The organism is Allobosea sp. RCC_152_1, assembly GCF_041360765.1.
GTDB classification, from domain to species: domain Bacteria; phylum Pseudomonadota; class Alphaproteobacteria; order Rhizobiales; family Beijerinckiaceae; genus Allobosea; species Allobosea spartocytisi.
Map to the genome: position 1 here is coordinate 137,089 of NZ_JBFUPU010000010.1, position 21,999 is coordinate 159,087.

At 67.3% G+C, this 21,999-nt stretch carries 21 protein-coding genes and 1 tRNA gene; 12 read left to right on the top strand and 10 right to left on the bottom strand.

The features are described from left to right. The first annotated feature begins 84 nt into the window (after positions 1–84). The 5 genes from AB6806_RS24990 (at position 85) to AB6806_RS25010 (ending at position 5,893) form a co-directional block, all read left to right on the top strand. Positions 85–1,254, top strand: coding sequence for a glycosyltransferase (locus AB6806_RS24990; RefSeq protein WP_370955765.1), 1,170 nt, complete (start codon positions 85–87; stop codon positions 1,252–1,254). A 98-nt stretch (positions 1,255–1,352) separates the two neighbouring features. Then, positions 1,353–2,396, top strand: a complete 1,044-nt coding sequence (locus AB6806_RS24995; protein WP_038365063.1) for a GMP reductase — start codon at positions 1,353–1,355, stop codon at positions 2,394–2,396. Between the two features lie 110 nt (positions 2,397–2,506). Beyond that, positions 2,507–3,538, top strand: a complete 1,032-nt coding sequence (locus AB6806_RS25000; RefSeq protein ID WP_038365060.1) for an amino acid ABC transporter substrate-binding protein — start codon at positions 2,507–2,509, stop codon at positions 3,536–3,538. Between the two features lie 133 nt (positions 3,539–3,671). After that, the gene (locus AB6806_RS25005) at positions 3,672–4,835 is read left to right on the top strand and encodes an amino acid ABC transporter permease (RefSeq protein ID WP_260368382.1); all 1,164 of its coding nucleotides are present in this window, start codon (positions 3,672–3,674) and stop codon (positions 4,833–4,835) included. Beyond that, positions 4,832–5,893, top strand: coding sequence for an amino acid ABC transporter permease (locus tag AB6806_RS25010; protein WP_191123791.1), 1,062 nt, complete (start codon positions 4,832–4,834; stop codon positions 5,891–5,893). The genes AB6806_RS25005 and AB6806_RS25010 overlap by 4 nt, the downstream gene beginning before the upstream one ends. A gap of 187 nt (positions 5,894–6,080) precedes the next feature. Here AB6806_RS25010 and AB6806_RS25015 read toward each other — a convergent pair whose 3' ends face one another. After that, positions 6,081–6,632, bottom strand: a complete 552-nt coding sequence (locus AB6806_RS25015; RefSeq protein ID WP_038365055.1) for a GcrA family cell cycle regulator — start codon at positions 6,630–6,632, stop codon at positions 6,081–6,083. A 565-nt stretch (positions 6,633–7,197) separates the two neighbouring features. On the opposite strand from AB6806_RS25015, the gene AB6806_RS25020 reads away from it, so the two are divergent. The 3 genes from AB6806_RS25020 to AB6806_RS25030 are packed head-to-tail and all read left to right on the top strand — an operon-like array spanning position 7,198 to position 10,373. Continuing rightward, on the top strand, positions 7,198–8,418 hold the full coding sequence (locus AB6806_RS25020; protein ID WP_113252821.1) for an aspartate aminotransferase family protein: 1,221 nt from the start codon (positions 7,198–7,200) through the stop codon (positions 8,416–8,418). A 39-nt stretch (positions 8,419–8,457) separates the two neighbouring features. Beyond that, the gene (argF, locus tag AB6806_RS25025; protein ID WP_370955766.1) at positions 8,458–9,378 is read left to right on the top strand and encodes an ornithine carbamoyltransferase; all 921 of its coding nucleotides are present in this window, start codon (positions 8,458–8,460) and stop codon (positions 9,376–9,378) included. Next, on the top strand, positions 9,378–10,373 hold the full coding sequence (locus tag AB6806_RS25030; protein ID WP_112762539.1) for an Hsp33 family molecular chaperone: 996 nt from the start codon (positions 9,378–9,380) through the stop codon (positions 10,371–10,373). The genes argF and AB6806_RS25030 overlap by 1 nt, the downstream gene beginning before the upstream one ends. A 118-nt stretch (positions 10,374–10,491) precedes the next feature. Here the strand turns inward: AB6806_RS25030 and argE are convergent, their stop codons facing one another. Then, entirely contained in the window at positions 10,492–11,625 is a 1,134-nt protein-coding gene (gene argE, locus AB6806_RS25035; protein ID WP_370955773.1) for an acetylornithine deacetylase, read from the bottom strand. A gap of 41 nt (positions 11,626–11,666) precedes the next feature. Further along, positions 11,667–12,059: a Co2+/Mg2+ efflux protein ApaG gene (gene apaG, locus AB6806_RS25040; protein WP_142023407.1), complete on the bottom strand. Its 393-nt coding sequence runs from the start codon at positions 12,057–12,059 to the stop codon at positions 11,667–11,669. Positions 12,060–12,293: 234 nt separating this feature from the next. Here apaG and AB6806_RS25045 point away from each other — a divergent pair, with 234 nt between their 5' ends. Both AB6806_RS25045 and AB6806_RS25050 read left to right on the top strand, forming a co-directional pair. Then, the gene (locus AB6806_RS25045) at positions 12,294–13,382 is read left to right on the top strand and encodes a 2'-deoxycytidine 5'-triphosphate deaminase (protein ID WP_038365045.1); all 1,089 of its coding nucleotides are present in this window, start codon (positions 12,294–12,296) and stop codon (positions 13,380–13,382) included. A gap of 91 nt (positions 13,383–13,473) precedes the next feature. After that, positions 13,474–13,548: transfer RNA gene (locus AB6806_RS25050), tRNA-Gly, on the top strand. Positions 13,549–13,620: 72 nt separating this feature from the next. Here AB6806_RS25050 and AB6806_RS25055 read toward each other — a convergent pair. The 4 genes from AB6806_RS25055 to AB6806_RS25070 form a co-directional block, all read right to left on the bottom strand. Continuing rightward, complete coding sequence (locus tag AB6806_RS25055; RefSeq protein WP_038365043.1) at positions 13,621–14,553, bottom strand: glutaminase; 933 nt, start codon at positions 14,551–14,553, stop codon at positions 13,621–13,623. Between the two features lie 176 nt (positions 14,554–14,729). Next, positions 14,730–15,920 (bottom strand): diguanylate cyclase domain-containing protein, encoded by a 1,191-nt coding sequence (locus AB6806_RS25060; protein ID WP_142023406.1) that lies wholly within the window; start codon positions 15,918–15,920, stop codon positions 14,730–14,732. A gap of 136 nt (positions 15,921–16,056) precedes the next feature. After that, positions 16,057–16,851: a class I SAM-dependent methyltransferase gene (locus AB6806_RS25065; RefSeq protein ID WP_113252820.1), complete on the bottom strand. Its 795-nt coding sequence runs from the start codon at positions 16,849–16,851 to the stop codon at positions 16,057–16,059. 121 nt (positions 16,852–16,972) lie between these two features. Further along, positions 16,973–17,731, bottom strand: a complete 759-nt coding sequence (locus AB6806_RS25070) for a Crp/Fnr family transcriptional regulator (RefSeq protein WP_133561329.1) — start codon at positions 17,729–17,731, stop codon at positions 16,973–16,975. 200 nt (positions 17,732–17,931) lie between these two features. Here AB6806_RS25070 and AB6806_RS25075 point away from each other — a divergent pair, with 200 nt between their 5' ends. Together AB6806_RS25075 and AB6806_RS25080 are read left to right on the top strand one after the other, a co-directional pair. Further along, positions 17,932–18,210 (top strand): hypothetical protein, encoded by a 279-nt coding sequence (locus AB6806_RS25075; RefSeq protein WP_112762410.1) that lies wholly within the window; start codon positions 17,932–17,934, stop codon positions 18,208–18,210. Between the two features lie 205 nt (positions 18,211–18,415). Beyond that, positions 18,416–19,306 (top strand): transglutaminase family protein, encoded by an 891-nt coding sequence (locus tag AB6806_RS25080; RefSeq protein WP_142023405.1) that lies wholly within the window; start codon positions 18,416–18,418, stop codon positions 19,304–19,306. 33 nt (positions 19,307–19,339) lie between these two features. On the opposite strand, the gene AB6806_RS25085 is transcribed toward AB6806_RS25080, so the two are convergent. Genes AB6806_RS25085 through AB6806_RS25095 form a run of 3 tightly spaced genes read right to left on the bottom strand, consistent with a single transcriptional unit; the run spans position 19,340 to position 21,794 of the window. Then, on the bottom strand, positions 19,340–20,995 hold the full coding sequence (locus AB6806_RS25085; protein WP_142023404.1) for a histidine kinase dimerization/phosphoacceptor domain -containing protein: 1,656 nt from the start codon (positions 20,993–20,995) through the stop codon (positions 19,340–19,342). Then, on the bottom strand, positions 20,996–21,586 hold the full coding sequence (locus tag AB6806_RS25090) for a sigma-70 family RNA polymerase sigma factor (protein ID WP_038365035.1): 591 nt from the start codon (positions 21,584–21,586) through the stop codon (positions 20,996–20,998). Beyond that, positions 21,573–21,794, bottom strand: coding sequence for a NepR family anti-sigma factor (locus AB6806_RS25095; protein ID WP_038365032.1), 222 nt, complete (start codon positions 21,792–21,794; stop codon positions 21,573–21,575). Before AB6806_RS25095 ends, AB6806_RS25090 begins: the two co-directional genes overlap by 14 nt. Between the last annotated feature and the right edge of the window lie 205 nt (positions 21,795–21,999).

Sequence of the window (21,999 nt, forward strand, 5' to 3'; positions counted from 1 at the left end):
CTCGTTGAGCATAGCAGACGGGGCGGCTTGACCTGCCGCGGCAATCGGCCGACTGAAAGACATCTTGCCGCGGACCCGCTTTCCTTGCGCCTCGCCTTTCTGACTTCGCTCATTCCGGTTGCCCGGCCGGATACGGGTTTCGAGATCGCCAATGCCGCGATCCTCTCGGCGCTGCGCGCCGCCGGCCATGAGGTGACGGCCATCGGCTTCATGCGCCATGGCGAAACGCCGGCCGATCCCGAGCAGGCCGTTGTCGTGGCCGAGATCGACATCGAGAATGCGGTCGCCTCGACGGGGCGGCAACTGCGCTGGATCGCGGCCGCTTTCCGCTTCGGCCTGCCGGTCGCCTGCGCCAAGCTGAGGCTCGCGGGCGCCGGCCGGCTGGTCGAGGCCGTGCGGGCGCAGGGACCCTTCGATGCGCTCATCCTCAACTCGGTGATGCTGCCCGGCGCTTTCCCGGAACTGCTGGAGATCGCGCCCTGCGTGCTGGTCGAGCACAATATCGAGCACGCCTCGGCGCGGCAGAATGCCGAAAATGCCGGCAATGTCCTGCTCCGCCGGCTCTTCGCCCGCGAGGCTCGGTTGCTCGAGGCCATCGAACGCCGGCTCTGGCGACAGTCGCGCTTCGTCTGGACCCTTGCCGAGGAGGATCGGCGGGCGATGGGCGCCGAAGCCCGGGACAAGTCCGCCGTGCTGCCTCTGGTTTCCGGCACGGCGCCGCCCGCGATCGTGGCGGGGCCGGACGCGCCCGCGAGCTTCGACATCGGGCTGATCGGCACCTGGACCTGGCTGCCGAACCGGGTCGGCCTCGAATGGTTCCTGCAGGAGGTCTGCCCGCTGCTGCCGGACGATCTGCGGATCGCGGTCGCCGGCCGCGTCCCCTCCGAGCTGCGCATGCCGCTCAATGTCACGCTGGTCGGCCGCGTCCCGGCCGCCGACGCGTTCCTGCGCTCCTGCCGCATCGTGGCGCTGTCGAGCCGGGCCGGCACGGGGGTGCAGCTCAAGACCATCGAGGCGATGCAGCTCGGCCTGCCGGCCGTCGCCACCACCTTGTCCTGTCGCGGCTTCACTGAATTGCCGGCTAACTTCACGCTCGCCGACGGCGCGCCGGACTTCGCCCGCGCGCTCGCGGAGCGGCTGGCCGTGATCAGGGCCGGCGACGCGCAGCGCATCGATGGCGAGGCTTTCCTGACGCGCCAGCGGGCGGCGCTCGCCGCCGGCCTCGCACAGGGCCTCGCCGCGGCGGCGCGCTGAGGCCCATCCGCCGATTTGCCTCCTGCGGCCGTCCGGGGCTATGAATCGGCGCACGCCTGCCAGCGTGCGCGGACCATCGCCCAGCCCGAGGCCGGCCCATGCGCATCGAAAACGATCCCAAGCTCGACTTCCGCGACGTGCTGATCCGCCCCAAGCGCTCGACGCTGGGCAGCCGCGCCCATGTCGACGTCGAACGCAGCTTCCGCTTCCCGCACACAGGCGCGGAATGGAAGGGCTTCCCGCTGATCGCGGCCAATATGGACGTGGTCGGCACCATGGCAATGGCGCGGGCGCTGCGGAAGCACGGTGCCATGGTCGCCCTGCACAAGCACTACGACGCCGAGGCCCTGATCGCCTTCTTCCGCGAGCCGGAATCGGCCAACGCCTTCTATTCGCTCGGCACCACCGAGGCCGATCACGACAAGCTCAAGGCCGTCCACGCCCAGTCGCCGATCTCCAAGATCTGCCTGGACGTCGCCAATGGCTACACCGAGAAATTCGTCGATACGGTCAAGGCGACGCGTGCCGCCTTTCCCGACGCGGCGATCATGGCCGGCAACGTCGTCACCGGCGACATGACCGAGGCGCTGATCCTGGCCGGCGCCGACATCGTCAAGGTCGGCATCGGGCCGGGCTCGGTCTGCACTACGCGCAAGATGACCGGCGTCGGCTATCCGCAGCTTTCGGCCATCATCGAATGCGCCGATGCGGCCCATGGGCTGAAAGGCCTGGTCTGCGGCGATGGCGGCCTGACCGTGCCGGGCGATGTCGCCAAGGCTTATGGCGGCGGCGCCGATTTCGTGATGATGGGCGGCATGCTCGCCGGCCATGACGAATGCGAGGGCGAGATCCGCTACGAGGAGCGTGACGGCGAGAAGGTGCCGGTCGCGATGGTCTTCTACGGCATGTCCTCCGACACGGCGATGCACAAATATTCCGGCGGCGTCGCCAAATACCGGGCGTCCGAGGGCAAGACCGTCGAGGTGCCCTATCGCGGCCCGGTCGAGGGCACGATGCAGGAGATCATGGGCGGGGTGCGCTCGGCGATGACCTATATCGGGGCGGTCTATCTGAAGGAGATGTCGAAGCGCACCACCTTCATCATGGTCGGCGCCCAGCTCAACACGGTGTTCGGCAACTGACTGACGCCTCCCGGCAGGAATGCTCACTTCGTCGGGTACCGCTTGCGGTCCATCTGTTGCATAGTCCCGGCCTCAATGCAGAAAGCCGCTCACGGCTTCGGGGAGACGATATGACGATCAGGATTTTGGGTGCGGCTGCCTTTCTCGCCGCCGGGGTTTCGCTGGCGAGCGCTCAGCAGCTGGCGCCGAGCCCCACACTCGATGCCGTGAAGGCGCGCGGCAATCTCGAATGCGGCGTGCATCTCGGCCTGCCGGGCTTCTCCTTCGCCAATGACAAGGGCGAGTGGACCGGCCTCGACGTGGATTATTGCCGCTCGCTCGCGGCCGCCATCCTGGGCGACGCGACCAAGGTCAAGTTCACGCCGACCTCGGTGCAGCAGCGCTGGCCGATCCTGCAATCGGGCCAGGTCGACGTGCTCGCGCGCAACTCGACCATCACCTTCTCGCGCAACGCCACGCTCGGCCTCAACTTCCAGGGCATCAATTTCTACGAAGGCCAGACCTTCATCGTCCGCAAATCGGCGAATGTGAAGGAGGCCGAGGGCCTCGACGGCGCCTCGGTCTGCGTCGCCGCCGGCTCGACCGAGGAGAAGAACGCCGCCGACTGGTTCCGCGAGCGCAATCTCAAGGTCACCATCACCAATTTCCAGAAGAACGACGACGCCATCGCGGCCTATGACGCCGGGCGCTGCGACGCCTACACCGCCGGCGTCGGCGCGCTCGCCGGCCAGCGCATCAAGCTCAAGGTCCCCGACGATCACATCATCCTGACCAAGCCGATTTCGAACGACCCGCAGGGGCCGGTGACGCGCTGGGGCGACGAGCGCTGGCAGCTCATCGTGCGCTGGGTGCTGAACGGCACCATCGCGGCCGAGGCGCTCGGCGTCACCTCCAAGAACGTCGACGAGATGAAGGCGAGCTCGAAGAATTCCGAAGTCCGCCGCCTGCTCGGCGCCGAGGGTGGCTTCGGCGAGATGATGGGGCTCCCGAACGACTGGATGTATAACGCCATCAAGCAGGTCGGGAATTACGGCGAGAGCTATGAGCGCACCGTCGGCATGGGATCGCCGCTGAAGCTCGAGCGCGGCCAGAACCAGCTCTGGACCAAGGGCGGCCTGCTGTTCACCCCGCCCTTCCAGTGAGAGCGGTCTGAAGAACGTCATGGCCGGGCCTTGACCCGACCATCTCGGAAACCAGCCTGAGCGTCACGAGATTCCCGGGTCTGCGCTTCGCACCGCCCGGGAATGACGCCCGCGACTCCTGATCGAGGCCGGCGTGAGCAGCTTCCTCTCCTTCATCAACGACAAGCGCGTCCGCGACTGGCTCTATCAGATCGCCGTTGTGGTCCTGCTCGTGGGCCTGACGATCTTCTTCGTGCGCAACGCCTCGGAGAACATGGTCAAGGCCGGCATCGCCTCGGGCTTCGGCTTCCTCTGGCGCACCTCCGGCATCGAGGTGCCCTTCGTCCTCACCGGCTACACCCAGGCCGACAACATCCTCGGCCTGTTCTGGGTCGGCGTTGCCAACACCATGCTGGTGACGGTGATCGCCATCATTCTCGCCACCGCGCTCGGCTTCGTCGTCGGCATCGCCCGGCTCTCCTCGCACTGGCTGCTCTCGACCATCGCCGGCGCCTATATCGAGTTCGTCCGCAACATCCCGCTGCTGTTCTTCGTGCTGTTCTGGTATTTCGGCGTCATCGCCGCCCTGCCGGCGCCGCGCCAGAGCATCGGACTGTTCGGGGTCGCCTTCCTCAACAATCGCGGCCTGACGATTCCCCTGCCGGACGGCATGGACAACCTGCGCATCGCCGGCCTGATCATCCTCGCCTGCGTCCTGGCTTACGCCGCTTTCCATGTCTGGGCTCGCAAGCGACAGGAGCGGACCGGGCTCCACGCGCCGACGCTGCGCGTCGGGCTCGTCCTGCTGCTCGCGGTGCCGGTGCTGGCCTTGACCTGGGCCGTGCTGGCGACGCGCTGGGACGTGCCGGTGCTGCGCGGCTTCAATTATCGCGGTGGCTTCGCAGTCATCCCTGAATTCGTCGCGCTGCTGGCGGCGCTCGTCACCTACACGGCGGGTTTCATCGCCGAGATCGTGCGCGGCGGCATCCAGTCGGTCTCGCATGGCCAGACCGAGGCGGGTTCGGCGCTCGGCCTGCGCTCCGGCCAGATCCTGCGGCTCGTCACCATCCCGCAGGCGCTGCGGGTGATGATCCCGCCCTTGACCAACCAGTATCTCAACGTGCTGAAGAACTCCTCCTTCGGCGCGGCCATCGCCTACCCCGATCTGGTCAGCCTGTTCATGGGCTCGGCGCTGAACAACACCGGCCAGGCGATCGAGATCATCGCGATGACGCTTGCGGTCTATCTCGTCATCGGGCTTGCGGTTTCGGCGATCATGAACTGGTACAACGCCCGCATCGCTCTGGTGACGCGATGAGCGGCCTGGCTTCCCCCCGGAGCGCCTCGTCGCTCTCGCTCTGGCGCGAGCGCCTATTCGGCACGCCCTTCACCGCCTTCGTCACGGTGGTGCTGGCGCTTGCCATCGCCTGGGTCGCGGTGCCGCTGATCCGCTGGGCGCTGATCGATGCGAGCTGGCGCGGCACGACCCGCGCCGACTGTACCGCAGGCGGGGCCTGCTGGGTCTTCATCCGCGCCCGCTTCGGCCAGTTCATGTATGGGCTCTATCCCGCCGACCAGCGCTGGCGCGTCGATATCGCCGGCATCGCCTTCGTGCTCGGCGTCGCGGCGGTCGTCTTCGCGCCGCAGCGGCTCAAGCTGAAGCTCGGCGTCGCCATGCTCGTCCTGCTGCCGCCGCTCGGCATCTGGCTGCTCTCCGGCGGCTTCGGCCTGCGCCATGTCGAGACGCGCGACTGGGGCGGGCTGATGCTCACCCTGTTCATCTCGGTCTATGCGAGCCTGATCGCGATCCCGCTCGGCATCCTCTTCGCGCTCGGGCGGCAATCGGGGCTGCGCGTCATCCGGTTGATCAGCATCATCTTCATCGAGTTCTGGCGCGGCGTGCCGATCATCGCGGTGATCTTCCTGGCTTCGCTGCTGCTGCCGCTGATCATGCCGGGCGGCATCGACATCGACCGGCTGGCGCGCGCCGTGATCGGGCTCGGCTTCGTCATCGCCGCCTATATGGCCGAGGCCGTGCGTGGTGGCCTGCAGGCGCTGCCCAAGGGCCAGCGCGAAGCCGCGACGGCGCTCGGACTGACCTATTGGAAGGCGACGGGGCTGATCGTCCTGCCGCAGGCGCTGCGCATCTCGCTGCCGGCGATGACCAACGAGTTCATCGCGCTGATCAAGAACACGACGCTGGTGCTGGTCGTCTCGATCCTCGACCTGCTCGGCATCGCCCAGGCCTCGCTCGCCGATCCCAACTGGGTCGGCATGAACATGGAGGCCTATGCCTTCTCGGGCGCGATCTACTGGCTGATCTGCTTCGCTCTCTCGCGCTGGAGCCGCTCGCTGGAGAAGCGGCGCAGGTTGTGAGGATGCCGCTTGCCGTCATGCTCGGGCGGAGCGAAGCGCAGACCCGGGAATCTCGTTCGGGAGAAGGCTCTGGCGCCTCCTCGTCATGAGATGCTCGGGTCAAGCCCGAGCATGACGCAAGCTTTCGACCAGCCAACAAAAAACCGGCCTTTCGGCCGGTTTTCTGATTTCAAAGCCATCGGCCTGATCAGGCTCGCACCTTGCTCCGGTCGCGCCGGCGGTCGGCAGCGGGCTGGTAGGCGATGCGGGCGTGGTGGCTGCAATAGGGCATACCGGTCTGCGAGCGCGCGCCGCAGAAGCGGAATTCCGGCGTCGTCGGGTCGCCCATCGGCCAGCGGCACATATATTCGCGCAGCTCCATGATGGTGACCCGCTCCGAGAACGGGATCACCACGTCCTCGGACGGCCGCGGCGCCTGCTCGGCCTCGATATCGGCTTCAGGCTGCGTCGCGAAATGCGGAGCGAGCGCATGGGTGCCGCGGGTGGCGCCGGCGGCGTTGTTCATCGGATGGCTCGGCGCCCGTGCCGGGGCCTTGCGCGGGGCGGCATTGCGCGGCGTGGCCGGCGCAGCGGCGCTCTTGGCACGGCCCGACAGGCCGAGCCGGTGCACCTTGCCGATCACCGCGTTGCGCGTGACGTTTCCGAGCTCGGCGGCGATCTGGCTTGCGCTCAGACCGTCGCTCCAGAGCTTCTTGAGCAGTTCGACCCGCTCGTCGGTCCATGCTCCGGCTTCGTTCATCCGCATCACCTGTCTTGTCCGGCCGGCCCCTCGCGGTGCCGCCCTTAAGGGTGCTTCGTGGCGGAATCCGGAACCGGCGGCTTCTGTCGCTGAGACAAAAACCGTTGCTTCCGCAACAGACGGGACTGGGGACGCCGCACGAAATGTCGTATCTGACGAATGAGACCATACAAGGGGCGGTGACTCGCGGACAAGAGTCGCCGAATCCGAATTGGGCTTTTCCCCAGGCGATTCGCGATTGGCGGGTCAAGCGAATCTTTTCGGCAACACTGCCGTCACGGCAGAGCCGGCAAGGGAATCGGCGGCATGGAATTGACAGTGCCGGCTGCCTTAAGCATATTTATCCACAAGGTGACGCCGCCCGCTCGGGCGGCGCTTATGTTTTGCGGATCAAGGCCCCGAACGATGCGGATGACGGCGCGACGAGAGGTCAGGAACTGGCTGCGACGATAACGTCGTCGCCGGGTCGCAACTTGGCCGCATGCTGCGGCATCTCACCCGGATCGCGTTCTCGACCCCAGCGCCAATCCGTTCTCATCCGTCCCCCTCGCGAGGATTTTGCCTCATGGCTCCCGCCCCCGTTTCCGCCAGCCAGTCCGTGCTCGTGCCGACCTATGCCCGCGCTCCCGTCGCCTTCGAGCGCGGTGAGGGGCCCTGGGCGATCACCGCCGACGGCACGCGCTATCTCGATTTCGGCGCCGGCATCGCCGTCAATGCGCTCGGCCACGCCCATCCGCATCTGGTCAAGACGCTGACCGAGCAGGCCGGCAAGATCTGGCACACCTCGAACCTCTATGCGGCGCCGGAAGGCGAGCGCCTCGCCCGCCGGCTCTGCGAGGCAACCTTCGCCGAGCGGGTGTTCTTCACCAATTCGGGGGCCGAGGCCAATGAGTGCGCCATCAAGATGGCGCGGAAATACCATGCCGCGAAGGGCCATCCCGAGCGCTACCACATCGTCACCTTCGAGGGCGCCTTCCATGGCCGGACGCTGGCGACCATCGCCGCCGGCGGCCAGCAGAAATACATCGACGGCTTCGGCCCCAAGGTCGACGGCTTCGACCAGGTGCCCTTCGACGACGAGAAGGCGCTGCGCGCCGCGATCACGCCCGAGACCGCCGCGCTGATGATCGAGCCGATCCAGGGCGAAGGCGGCTTGCGCTCGGTGCCCTCGCGCTTCCTCAAGCTGCTGCGCCAGATCTGCGACGAACAGGGCCTGTTGCTGATCTTCGACGAGATCCAGACTGGCGTCGGCCGCACCGGCAAGTTCTTCGCCCATGAGCACTACGGCGTGACGCCGGACATCATGTCGATCGCCAAGGGCATCGGCGGCGGCTTCCCGATGGGCGCCTGCCTCGCGACCGAGGAAGCGGCCTCGGGCATGACGCTGGGCACGCACGGCACCACCTTCGGCGGCAACCCGCTCGCCATGGCGGTCGGCAATGCCGTGCTCGACGTGGTGCTGGCGCCGGGCTTCATCGAGAATGTCGGCCAGATCGCGCTTCGGCTGAAGCAGTCGCTGGCGGAGCTCAAGGACAGGCACCCCGACATCATCGCCGAGATACGCGGCGAGGGGCTGATGCTCGGCCTCAAGCTCCACACGCTCAACACCGACTTCGTCAACGAGGCCCGTGCCCAGGGTCTCCTTGTCGTCGGCGCCGGTGACAATGTCGTGCGCCTGCTGCCGCCGCTGATCATCACCGAGGCGGATGTCGCTGAGGCGGTCTCGCGGCTCGACAAGGCGGCGAGCGCCGTCGAGGCGACGCTGAAGCGCCCTGCGGCAGAGTAAGTTCAACCGATCCCATCCAGCGAAGCGAAGGAAGCGCCCGTGACGCGCCATTTCCTCGACCTTTCCGATTTCTCCGGCAGCGAGCTGCGCTCGATCCTGCGCGCCGGCGAGGAGATCAAGGCGCGACGCCGCACCCCTGCCGCCGCGGGGGACCGCCTGCTCGAAGGCAAGGTCATCGCCATGATCTTCGAGCAGCCCTCCCTACGGACCCGCGTCTCCTTCGATGTCGGCATCCGGGAACTCGGCGGCTCGCCGATGATGGTGACCGGCCGGGAGATCGAACTCGGTGAGCGCGAGACCATCGCCGACACCGCCCGCGTGCTGTCGCGCTATGTCGATGCGATCATGATCCGCATGCTCGACCATGATGCCGTGGTCGAGATGGCGAAATACGCCTCGGTCCCGGTTATCAACGGCCTGACCAAGCGCCAGCATCCCTGCCAGGTCATGGCCGATGTCATGACCTTCGAGGAGCGCAAGGGCTCGATCAAGGGCAAGCGCATCGCCTGGACCGGCGACACCAACAACGTGCTGACCTCCTGGATCCATGCCGCCGGCCGGCTCGATTTCGAGCTCGCCATCGCCACGCCCGAGGAGCTGGCGCCCCCACCGGCCCTGGTCGCCTGGGCGAAGAAGCAGGGTGCGAAGCTCTCGCTGACCACCCATCCCGAGGCGGCGGTCGAGGGCGCCGATTGCGTCATTACCGATTGCTGGGTCTCGATGGGCGACGAGGAAGGCACCCGCCACAACCTTCTGCGGCCCTACCAGGTCGATGAAAGGCTGATGGAGCGCGCCGAGAAGGAGGCGATCTTCATGCATTGCCTGCCGGCCTCGCGCGGCGAGGAGGTCACCGACCAGATCATGGACGGCCCGCAATCGGCCGTCTTCGACGAGGCCGAGAACCGGCTGCATGCGCAGAAAGGCATCCTCGCCTGGTGCTTCGGCGGGGTCGCGGCCTGATGGCCGCCGACGTCACGGCCGGGTTCGACGACAGCGTCCTGCCCTTCGCCGTCCCCGATCTCGACGTGCGCGGCCGCGTCGTGCGGCTGGGCGCGTCGATCGACACCGTCCTCGCGCGCCACGATTATCCCGAGCCCGTCTCCCGCGTGCTCGGCGAGGCGGCGGCGCTCACCGTGCTGCTGGGCACGGCGCTGAAGTTCGAGGGGCGCTTCCAGCTCCAGACCAAGAGCGATGGCGCCATCCCGATGATGGTGGTCGACTTCACCGCCCCTGACAATTTCCGCGCCGTCGCCCATATCGACGAGGCGAAGCTCGTCGAGGCGGTCGCGCTGGACAAGCTCTCGACCGGCGATCTGCTCGGCGAAGGTCATCTTGCGATGACCATCGACCAGGGCTCGGCGACGACGCGTTATCAGGGCATCGTGCCCCTGACGCGGCAGAGCCTGGAAGAGGCGGCGCACCAGTACTTCCGCCAGTCCGAGCAGATCCCGACGCGGGTTCGGCTCGCCGTCGGCACCGTCACGACCGGAGGGCGGCCGCATTGGCGCGCCGGCGGCATCCTCGTCCAGTTCATGCCGCATTCGCCCGAACGCCTGCGCGCGGCCGACATCCATCCCGGCGACGTGCCCGAGGGCCACGAGATCCTGGCCGGCAACGACCCCGACGGCGTCAGTGACGATGCCTGGATGGAGGCGCGCTCGCTGGTCGAGACGGTCGAGGACCATGAACTGCTGGACCCAACGCTGGCGAGCGAGCGCTTGCTCTATCGCCTGTTCCATGAGCGCGGCGCCCGCGTCTTCGAGCCGGTTGTCGTGCACGAGGCCTGCCGCTGCTCGCGCGAGCGCGTGCTCTCGATGCTGCGCGGCTTCTCGCCCGAGGATCGCCGCGCCATGATCGCCGATGACGGCAAGCTCGGCGTCACCTGCGAGTTCTGCTCGCGGCGTTATTCCTTCGAGCCGTCGGAGGTCGAGCAGGGGGTGACGTCGGGACTTTGAAGGCCGTCGTCATTCCCGGGCGACGCGAGGCGGCGGCCCGGGAATCTCTTGCCGAATGAGACGGCAAAGCCCTCGCGTCACGAGATGCTCGGGGCAAGCCCGAGCATGGTGCCCGCGATTACCCCGCTTTGCACTCCGCTATCAGCTTGCGCATGAAGGCCTCGCCGGCCTGGAGCTGCTCCAGCGTGATGTACTCGTCCGGCTGATGCGCCTGGTCGATCGAGCCGGGACCGCAGACCACGGTCGGCAGGCCAGCGCGCTGGAAATGCCCCGCTTCGGTCGCATAGGCGACGGCGATGGTGTGGTTGCGGCCGGAGAGGCGCATGGCGAGCCGCTCCGCTTCCGAGCCGGGATCGGGCGCGAGGCCCGGCACATCCGAGGTCATCACCGTCTCGATGGTCGAGGACGGCGCCGTCTTCCGCATCCGCGCCAGCACCGTTTCCGACAGGCGGCCGAAGCGCGCCGGTCCGGCCTCCGGGTCGGAGCCCGGCAGGGTGCGGATTTCCCAGGACAGCTCCGCCTTGTCGGCAAGGATGTTGCGGGCGATGCCGCCATGGAACTTGCCGACATGGACGGTGTCATAGGGCGGGTCGAAGCGGCCGCTCCCGTCGGGCCGCTCCTTGGCCTCCTCCTGCATCCGGTCGAGCTCGGCTGCCAGCAGGGCGCCGGCGTGGACGGCGCTGGCGCCGAGCTGCGGCTTGGAGGAATGCGCCGCGAAGCCTGCGATCGACGTCAGGAAGGTGCGGATGCCCTTATGCGCGTCGGCGATGTCGAGCGATGTCGGCTCGCCGACGATGACCGCGAGCGGCCGGGGCAGCGTCCTGCCCATCGCGGCGATGCCGTCGATGACGCCGAGGCAGGTCACCTCCTCGTCATAGGAGAAGAACAGGTGGATCGGCGTCCTGAGCCCGGCCGCCAGAAAATCCGGCACCAGTGCCAGCGCGAGCGCGACGAAACCCTTCATGTCGACGGCGCCGCGCCCATAGGCGCGCCCGCCCTCCACATGCAGCGTGAAGGGATCGCGGCTCCAGGCCTGCCCCTCGACCGGCACGACATCGGTATGGCCCGAGAGTACGATGCCGCCCCGGTCCTGCGGCCCGAGCGTGGCGAAGAGCGCCGCCTTGTCGCCGGCGGCGTTGGGGAAGCGTGTGGAGGCGACGCCCCAGCCGGCGAGATAGTCCTCGACGAAATCGATCAGCGGCAGATTGGATTTATGGCTCACCGTATCGAAGGCGACGAGGCGGGCGAGCATCTCGAGCGGCGTGTAGCGCTGCCCGGCGGGCGGATGGGCGGTCAATGCAGAACCTTCTTCACATGGGGGGAATCGAGCGGAAACAGCGGCACCTCGACATCGAAGATCTCGCCGTTCTCGCCGAGCATGGCGTAGAAACCGTGCATCGAGCCATCCGGCGTCGCCAAGGGGCAGCCCGAGGTATAGCTGAAGCTTTCGCCCGGCCGCAGCACCGGCTGCCGGCCGACGACGCCGTCGCCGCGCACCTCATGGACTTCGCCATGCCCGTCGGTGATGAGCCAGTGGCGCGTCAGCAACTGCACGGTCTGCGTCGAGAGATTGGCGATCTCGATCGAATAGGCCCAGAAATAGCGGCCTTGCGGCGGCGATGATTCCGCTTCCATGAATTTCGGCACCGCGGTCACACACACGCCATGCGTCTGCGCCTGATACATTGCCAGGACTCCGAACCAAAATGACACCGAACTTCAAAGACGCCGGACTTCGAGAACGCCGCGCCTCCAGGGCCGCGGGCCTAGCTGTCGCCGTGCTGTTATGAACCGGCTGGCGGCAGCGTCAATGCCGCCGGCATGCATGCAGGCGTGGACAACACGGCGAAAGCCGCGCATTCGGCTTGGCCTGCGCCCGCGCCTTCGCTAGCCCTAACCGATTATCCTCGCGGACCTCGCATGCTGCCCTTCAAGCCCGGAATCCAGCCCGACAGCTCCATCCGCGCCTTCATCGAGCAGGGCGTGATCCGGCTCGCCCATCCGCCGGCCGAAGGGCAGGTGCAGCCGGCAAGCCTCGACCTGCGCCTGGGCGAGCGCGCCTATCGCGTGCGCGCCAGCTTCCTGCCCGGCCCGGACCGCACGGTGCGCGGCCGCATCGACGAGCTCTCCCTGCACGAGATCGACCTGACGCGCGGCGCCGTGCTGGAGACCGACTGTGTCTACATCGCCGAGCTGATGGAAGGCCTGCGGCTGCCGAAGGGCCTGCGCGCCGCGGCCAACCCCAAGAGCTCGACCGGCCGGCTCGACGTCTTCACCCGCGTCATCACCGACCGGGCCCGCGAGTTCGACCTCGTCGAGGACGGCTATGAGGGCCCGCTCTTCATCGAGATCTCGCCGCGCACCTTCCCGGTGCTGGTGCGCTCGGGCTCGCGGCTCTCGCAGATCCGCTTCCGGACTGGCGAGGCCCGCCTCGACGACCGGGCGCTGCAGGAGGTCCATGCCCGCGAGACGCTGGTCAGCGCCGCCGAGCCGTCCTTCCAGGGCGGCGTCGCCGTCAGTGTCGACCTCTCCGGCTTCGATGGCCTGCTCGGCTATCGCGGCAAGCACTACACCGCGTTGATCGATGTCGACCGGGTAGGGGCTTATCGCGCCGCCGATTTCTGGGAGCCGATCCCCGATGACGGTTCGCGCAGCCTGATCCTCGATCCCGGCCAGTTCTATATCCTCGCCTCGAAGGAGGCGGTGCATGTCCCACCTGATTACGCGGCCGAGATGACCCCCTTCGACGCGCTGGTGGGCGAGTTTCGCGTCCACTATGCGGGCTTCTTCGACCCCGGCTTCGGCCACAGCGCCGCTGGCGGCCAAGGCGCGCGAGCCGTGCTCGAGGTGCGTTCCCGCGACGTGCCTTTCATCATCGAGGACGGCCAGATCGTCGGCCGGCTGGTCTACGAGACGATGGCGGCCCGACCGGCCGCGCTTTACGGCGCCGGGTTGAGCTCGAACTATCAGGGCCAGGCCCTCAAGCTCTCGAAGCATTTCAAGGGCTGAGCTTCTCCCGGAAATTCCCGGATGACACCTGCTCGCGGAGCCGCTATGAAACTGCGCCTGCCACGGCGCTGCTTTGCAGTCCGGGCGGCATGCGGGCGTAGTTCAGTGGTAGAACGTCAGCTTCCCAAGCTGAATGTCGTCGGTTCGATCCCGATCGCCCGCTCCAAATTTCCTTGAAGCTTCAGCATGTTGTGGCGGCCTGCCGTGAGACCTGCGCTTGCCGGCGTGGCCTTCGCCCTTAGCCCGGGTTGAAGACCGACCAGCCGGTAGCCTCGGCGAGCCGCTCCAGCGCGAGCGTTCCCAGCATGGAATTGCCGTTGGCGTTGAGGCCCGGCGACCAGGCCGCGATCGCGGCCTTGCCCGGAGCGATGGCGAGGATGCCGCCGCCGACGCCGGATTTTCCGGGCAATCCGACGCGAAAGGCGAAATCGCCCGAGGCGTCGTAATGGCCGCAGGTCAGCATCAGCGCGTTGATGCGCCGTGCCCGTTGGGCCGAGACGACCCGCGGCCCGCCCGGCAGATGCAGCCCGCCATGCATCAGGAAGCGCCCGGCCATGGCGAGCTGCCGGCAGCTCATGGCGATGGCGCATTGGTGGAAATAGACGCCGAGCGTCAGCTCCGGCGCATGGTGGATGTTGCCGAACGCCTTCATGTAGTTGGCGAGCGCGATGTTGCGGAAGCCGGTCGCCTGTTCGGCCCGCGCCACCGCCTCGTCGATGATGATGCCGTCGTCATCGGCAAGATAGCGCGTGAAGCGCAGCAATTCGCCGATCGCCTCGCGCGGTGCGTGCCCGGCGAGATTGATGTCGGAGACCACCAGCGCGCCGGCATTGATGAAGGGGTTGCGCGGGATGCCCTGCTCGCGCTCGAGCTGCACGATCGAGTTGAACGGCGTGCCCGAGGGTTCGCGCCCGACACGGCGCCAGAGCGTGTCGCCGACCTTGCCCAGCGCCTGTGTCAGCGCGAACACCTTGGAGATGCTCTGGATCGAGAAGGGCTCCTCGCTTTCGCCGGCGCTGTGGACGGCACCCTCGGCGGTCACGACGCAGAGTCCGAACTGGCGGGGATCGACGCGGGCGAGCGGCGGGATATAGCTCGCGACCTCGCCTCGGTCGCTTGCGTCGCGCATCTCCGTCGCGATGTCCTGCACCAGGCGCGCGAGATCGGCCAAGCTTCCCCTCCTGCCCTTCTGTCGCAATGAGGCAAGCCCGATGCACGCGCTCAGGTCAAGCGAGGCGGGGGCGATGCCGCCTCTTCGCCCTTGGAGCCGGATGATGCCATCTGAAATCTGAATCCGTCTCTCGCCGAGGAGTCGCAGCAGGATTCCTGCGAAAAACCGGTTCTCCCTTAGTGCAGGAGAGGGCGGTTGCCGGCGCCCTGCCCGTCGATGACGGCGCGCTGGCTGGCGATGACGCAAAGCGATTTTCCGCGCGACTTCGCCTGGTAGAGCGCTGCGTCGGCCGCCACCATCAGGGCGTTCATGTCGGTTCCGTGCTCAGGGGCCAGCGCAATGCCGACCGAGGCGCCGATATGCAGCCGGTGGCCGCTGTCGAGCTCGTAGGGCTCGGAGATCTCCGCAACGAGGCGCTCGCCGATGCGCTGCAGCTGCACCCGCTCGGTCTGCTCGGACAGGACGACGAATTCGTCGCCGCCGATCCGCGCGGCAAGGTCGGAGCTGCGCACGAGGCCGCGCAATCGCTCGGCGACGAGCTGCAGCAGCGCGTCGCCGGCCGGGTGGCCGTGGGTATCGTTCACGGATTTGAAGCCGTCGAGATCGAGATAGATCAACGCCAGGCCGTGCGGGGCGGAGGCACTGCCGAAGCGGGTCTCGAAGGCACGTGTCAGCCCGGCCCGGTTCGACAGGCCGGTCAGCATGTCGTGACGGGCGTGGAAGGCGTTCTCGCGCTCGGCCCGCATCGTCGAGATCAGCATCCCGTTCAGCTTGTAGGCCGCGACCGTCATGCTGAAGAGATAGAGCGGGATCTGCATGAAGGTGATGAGCATGATCGGCTCGCCGGCGAACAGCGTCGCGAAGCAGCATGGTCCCAGCGTCAGCCCGATCATCACGCCCGCCATGCGCGGCGCTCCGAAATTCCGGAAGCAGATGCCGCCGACCATGGCGGCTGCCGACAGGCAGGCGAGGGTGGCGACGACCCAGTCGCCGCTCGTCAGGCTCAGAAAGGTGCCGGCGCCGATGCCGGCCGCCCAGGCCACGCCGAGCAGGAGATAGGTATCTGTCCAGGTTGGCTCACCGCGTTCCGCCCTGCGGCGGGCGTTGATGAGCACGAAGAGCCGGGCGAGGCAGCACAGCACCTCGAAGACGCACCAGAGCTGGAACGGCAGAGTCGGGATGCGCCAGGCGATCAGGAAGGAAACAGCGAGCGAGTTGATGACGCCGCCGGCGAAGATCGGCAGCGTGCCGAACAGGCTGGCGATCAGCGCGGCCCTGATCTCGGCGGGAACGTCCGGGCCGGCATCGGCGAGCCAGCGCGTCACGCGCCAGCGCGGCAGAGTGTAACGCAGGGCTGCACCGCTCATGGGGCCGGTCGAAGTCCTCGCTGCGAACAGGTCCGATGCGGTGCCTGCTCCAACAGGCTGTCTAACGTCGAGCGGTTACGATTCGGTTCGGCTGGCCCGCATTATTTGCATGGCCCGCAACCGGATCGGACGGGGCTCAGCTCGCTTCGCGGTAGACCCAGACCCGCGCCGGCGGAATGTTGCGCAGGACCCAATCGGAGACGAAGGCCTTCAGGCCGGAGCCCTTGCGCGGGATCGGCGAGATCACCGAATAGGTGAACTGGATGAAGGGCGCGCCTTCGACCATCAACGGGAACGCCTCCTTCGCCAGCGCCGTCCGGCTCGGGGGCGGGCGGTTGAACAGGGGCAGGCTCGAAACCAGGGCGGCGGCCTTCTCGGTCAGGTGCCCCGCCAGCGTCGTCGAGAGGGCGTAGGCATCGCCCTGGACGACGGTGGCCCGCGGGAAGCGCTTGCGCAGCAATTCGCAGAATTCGGGGCTGTATTCCACGAGGATGAGACGCTCCTCGTCGACGCCGCGCTCGATCAGGGCTTCGGTCACGGGACCGGTACCAGGGCCGATCTCGATGACGGGGCCGGGCTGCTCCGGATCGACATAGGACGCCATGCGCCGCGCCAGGGCCGGGCTCGACGGGGTTACCGAGCCGGTCCGCAGCGGATCGTCGATCCAGGATTTGATGAAGCGCGCCTCGTCGCCCAGCTTCTCCGCGGCCACGCTGACGCGGCTCTTGAGCTTTTCCGCCTTGTTGCGGACCTCGCCTTCGACCTTGTAGCGGACGGCCGCGACCTTGAGCCTGGCCTCGGCCACGCAATCGACCAGATCGGCCGCGGTGACGCGCACCTCGCCTTCGAGCCGGCTGGCGACGCGCGACTGGCCGAGCCGGGCCGCGATCGAGCCCGCGCGCGGCGGACGATGTCTGATCGTCGAAGACATGATACCCCTTGCGCGCCCCGAACTTCGCCTTCAAGCGCTGCGGAACGTTACCCACCCGGCATATGGGGTCAAGTCCGGCCTCTCGCCAAGCCCCATCTCGGCCGTTGGCCATGAAATGGCGTCAGATCAGCGGCCGCGGCGCTTTGCTTTGCTCGTAGACAGCGGCCATGCGGGCGGTAAGGCGCGGATTCAGCAGGGTCAGCCGTCCGCCGGAAATGGTGAACAGCCCCGCCTTGCGCAGTTTCGACCAGGTCTTGCTGGTATGGACGAGGGAAAGGCCGAGCGCATCGGCAAGCTGTTGCTGCGACAGGGGAAAGTCGAAGCTGCCGTCGCTGACCAGCCCGAGCGCATCGGCGCGGCGATAGAGCGTGATGACGAGGGCTGCGATACGCTCGCTGGCATTGCGCTGGCCCACCGAGGTCAGGTTGTCGTCGATCATGGACTCCTCGCGGGAGCCCAGCCAGGCGAGCTCATAGGCGAGATTGGGCATCCGCACGAACAGGTCCCAGATCCGTTTGCGCGGGAAAACGCAGAGTTCGACATCGGTGAGCGCCTCGATGCCGTGCTGGGCCGCGGCGAGCAGGGAGGCCTGCAGGCCGACGATGTCGCCGGGCAGGAGAAAGTTGAGGATCTGGCGGCGCCCGTCCGGCAGGGATTTGTAGCGGAAGGCCCAGCCCGAGAAGAGCGTGTAGAGCTCGGCGCTTTCCTGGTCCGGGCTAATGATGTCGCTCCCCGCCTTCAGGCTGCGGTGATCGGTCTTCATCGCCTGGATGAAACGGATCTCGTCATCGGTCTTGTCCTCGAAGGCGGGCTTCATGCGCAAAGGACAGGCAAGGCAGGGCGTGCCGATGCGGCCCGGCCTCGAATTGAGGTTCATCATTGAATCTGTTCCCCCCTCGCGGCGGAAGATTGCGCCGGCGGCCGAATAACGCCGGGAAGCCGTTCGGCGTTCCACGAGGGCCGGTTTCGACCAGCTTTTGCCTTCGTCGTCCCGTCCCGGGGAACCGGAAACCGTCCGGCTGCGTTTCTATCTCGTAACAGCCGGCCCATCCGGGCTGGCGCAGGCGTTGGGAGACGAAGATGCTGAACGACAGCCTGGCCCCCGCCAAGCGCGCCTTGTTCTTTTTCGGCTGCATGGCGGCCGTGGTGACCGGCCTGAGCTTCGGCGCCGGCTTGCAGATGCCGACCGACCAGAGTTCGACCACCGTCGCCGCCTTGCGGGGTCATGCGCAGCCGGGTGAAGCCCGCTTCGCCGCCGTCGATCGGGCGGACCGCAGCGAGAACGCCGCCCGCCGCAGCATCCCGGCGCCGTCGAAGCAGGCGATGGCGGATGGCGTCCGCGCCCTGATCCTGCGCTAGAGCATTTCCGCGCTTCTCCGATCTCCTTGTTTTATCGCATTTTCTTCACGCAAACCGCTGTCCACTTCGCTCGAAAATGCTCCAGGAGCAGCGGAACCAATCACGCTTTTCCGCGTTGAGCCCGCAGCGCATCCTCGCGCCGCACTTCAAAGCCGCCCTGGGGCGGCTTGTTTTTTGCGGGTGAAGGGCGCCGACAGGGGAACCGATGCATCTGCGTGTCCGCCATGCCACGACCTACCGCTATGCCGAGCCGGTCAGCTTCGGCCCGCATCGGCTGATGCTCAGGCCGCGCGACAGCTTTGATCTGCGGCTGGTCGATACTGCCCTGGCGATCTCGCCTCCTGCGATGCTGCGCTGGATGCACGATGCCTATGGCAACCCGGTCGCCGTCGCGACATTCGCGGAACCCCACGACACGCTCGAGATCGTCAGCGAATTGATGCTCGAGCGCTTCGGTTCGGCGCTGCCGCGCAGCAGGCTCGCACCGGGCGCGGCCTTGACCGGTGTCGTCTACAGCGACGGCGAACGCATGGTCCTGCAGCCCTATCTCCACCTCGCCGCGGCCGATCCCGACGGCGTGATCGAGCGCTGGCTCGCCGATTTCCGTGCCGGGTTCGGCCCGGGCTCGGGCCATCTCCTGCGCGATCTCGCCCATGCGATCCATGCCGGGCTGAGCTACGCCGTCCGCTACGACGAGGGTACCCAGCATCCGGCCGACACGCTGCTGCTCGGCAGCGGCTCCTGCCGCGACTACGCCTGGCTGTTCATCGAGCTGGCGCGCCGCATGGGTTTCGCGGCGCGCTTCGTCACCGGTTATATCCAGGATCAGACGCCGGACGCGGCCGGGCTCATCTCGCCCGTCGGCCTGACGCATGCCTGGGCGGATGTCTTCATCCCCGGCGATGGCTGGGTCGAGTTCGATCCGACCAATGATCTCGTCGCCGATCGGCAGCTTCTGCGCATCGCGGTGGCGCGTGTCCCCGAGGACGCATCGCCGATCGCCGGCAGCTTCACGGGGCCGCCGGGCGCCTTCCTGGGGTTGAGCGTCGGTGTCCTGATCGAACCGGTTGAGGCTCCGCCGGAAAAGCCCTGCTGACCGACGCGCTGGAGACCCGCCCGCGCAGCGGTCTCAGCCTTTATGGCTGACGCGCCAACGCCCGAGATTGCGCCCCTCCGGCGGTCCGGACTGAACCGCCTCGATCTGCGCGAGCAGGCCGGCGAACAGGCGCGGTGGCTCCTGATGCACGATCTCCCGGTCGGCCTCGATCGCGACCTCGATCGTCGTGTCGTCGAGATCGTGGACCGTCAGCGTGATCCGCACCCCGGGCGTGCTGCGCAGCACGCGTGAGGCGACGTCGGCGACGAGAAAGCCGAGAGGGATGATGCGATCGACCGACAAGGTCGCGGCTGTCTCGATCCGGCCCGAGATCCACTGATCGCGCCGGCGGATCAGGTTCGAGATCATCGTGACGACGTCCTCGAGGAACAGGTCGACCCGGACCGGTTGCATCTCGCCATCCGCGAGGGTGAAGCGATAGGCTGCGGACAGGACGTGGACGCGGCATTCCGCGTCGGCCAAGGCGAGCCTGGCCTCGTCGCGATAGTCGCGCTTGGTCAGCCCGATATAGCTCTGCACCACCTGGAGGCTGTTCTTCACCCGGTGATGCAGTTCGCGCACCAGGAAGCGGTTGTCGTCGAGGGCGGTCTGCAGGCGCCGCTGCCGCACCTCCTGCTCGTCCACCATCATGTTGAAGGCTTCGGCGACGCTGCGGATGTCGCTCGGCATGTCGTCGGCGACGGCCGCACGCGCCGCCCGTCGCGCGGTCGCACGGGAGCGGGCCGCCGCCTCGATGCTGCGCAGCCAGCGCACGCAGTGCCGGTCGATGGCGCGCAGATAGACGATGCACAGCAAGGTCAATGTCAGCAACGGCGCGAGCAGGAGCACCGCGAACTGGATGCGCGCGGCCTGCTCGCGCGAATCGTCGAAGGAGGCGACGACGTAGAAATCGGGTTCGGCGACCATGCGCGCGACATAGACGCGTTCGTCGCCCTGGCGGCTCGGCGCGCGCCAGCGCTCCAGCTCCTGCGGGAGACGGGCATCGCGCGGCAGCCAGCCCAGAGCCTCGCCGTCGCCGCGGCTGGCGACCACGCCGCTGCCTTGCGAGACGAGCGCGACATCCATGTCCGTGCCGCCCTCGCCGAGGTCGAAGACGTTCTCCAGCACCTCGGGCTCGATCAGCAGCAGAGCCTCGCGCAGACCCGCTCCGGATGCCGTCGGATTTTCGGTATGCACGGTGAGATAGCGCCGGTTGCCGATCGTGGCCTGGTCGTAATGCGACTTGCCGAGATCGATGCCGCTCCAGGGCGCCACGGCGGGAAGGTCGCGCAGGCGCGTCGCCGTTCGATCCAGCGTTTGCGCATCGATACCGGCATCGAGCGCTGCGGTGCAAAGCTGCCCGTCGGCGCCGCGCACCAGCACGGCGGAGAAGCCGCGGACCTGGGCGAGCATCTTGAGGCCGGCCTCCCTGCAAAGCTCGGGCGAAAGCCCGGCTTCGGCCGTGGCCGTGCCGAAGGACAGGAGCGAGCGCAGGGCGCCGCGATACCAGATCCGCGTGCGAATGGCGAACTCGTCGGCCGCCCGGATCTGCGCGGTCTCGATCGCGCCGGTGATGGTGCGATAGGCCGTGGCCGCGGCCAGGGCGGTCACGCAGCCGATCGGAAGCGCGATCGCGATCAGCAGCGCCAGCAAGCGCCCCCGGACAGTGCTGAATCGCGTCAGGCGCATTCAGGAGCCGACTGGTTCGGAGCCCGCCCTTTGCATGGCGGCAGCGCTGGTCCGATCCGGTCCGAGATCGTCGACGCTGCCAATGGAGAGGAGTTCGGCGAGCTTGGTGCGGGCACGATTGACGCGGCTCTTGATGGTTCCGATCGCGACGCCGCAGATCTCCGCCGCCTCCTCATAGGAGAGCCCGGTCGCGCCGACCATGATCAGCACCTCGCGCTGCTCCTCGGGCAACTTGGCCAGCGCCTTGCGGAAGTCGGCGAGATCGAGATGGCTTTCCTGGTTGCCATGCGTCGCCAGACGCTCGGCATAGGTTCCTTCGCTGTCCTGCACCTCGCGGCCGCGCTTGCGGTAGAGCGAATAATAGGTGTTGCGCAGGATGGTGAAGAGCCAGGCGCGCAGGCTCGTTCCCGGCTCGAACTTCTCCGAATTGCCCCAGGCCTTGAGCAGCGTGTCCTGAACGAGATCGTCGGCGAGCTGCATTGAGCCGGAGAGAGAGGCGGCGAAGGCGCGGAGATTCGGAATCTCCTTGATCAGGCCGTCCTTGAACTCATTGGCCTTGAAGTCGCTCGCCTTGCAGTCATTGGCACTCATGGGACGACGCTCCGCCTGCGCGCTGCTCCGTCGCCTCCAGCTGCGCCAGCAGCACGAGAAACTTGTCGGGTATCGGCGCGTTCACGATGTCGTCGTAATGCGCTTTCAGCGAGCGGCCGATGGATTCCTGGACCCTGGGATCGAGAACCATGTCGAGATCGTCGTTGTCGCCTCCGGGATCAGGCATTGCAGCATCCAGATTCGTCATATCAGCCCTCGCGCCGAGACCAGGCCTGCTTTTCCAGCAGGTCCCGCATGTAACTTCCGATCATGGCGGAACCAGCCTCGGGCGGCGACGGCGACACCAATGCGCCCTAATAACAGCCTCCCTCTTGAAAGGTTCCCACTTTCCAAAAAAATAAATTGCTTGTCTCCTGCGGTACCTAAGTCATTATCCGCGCACAATAAAAAGG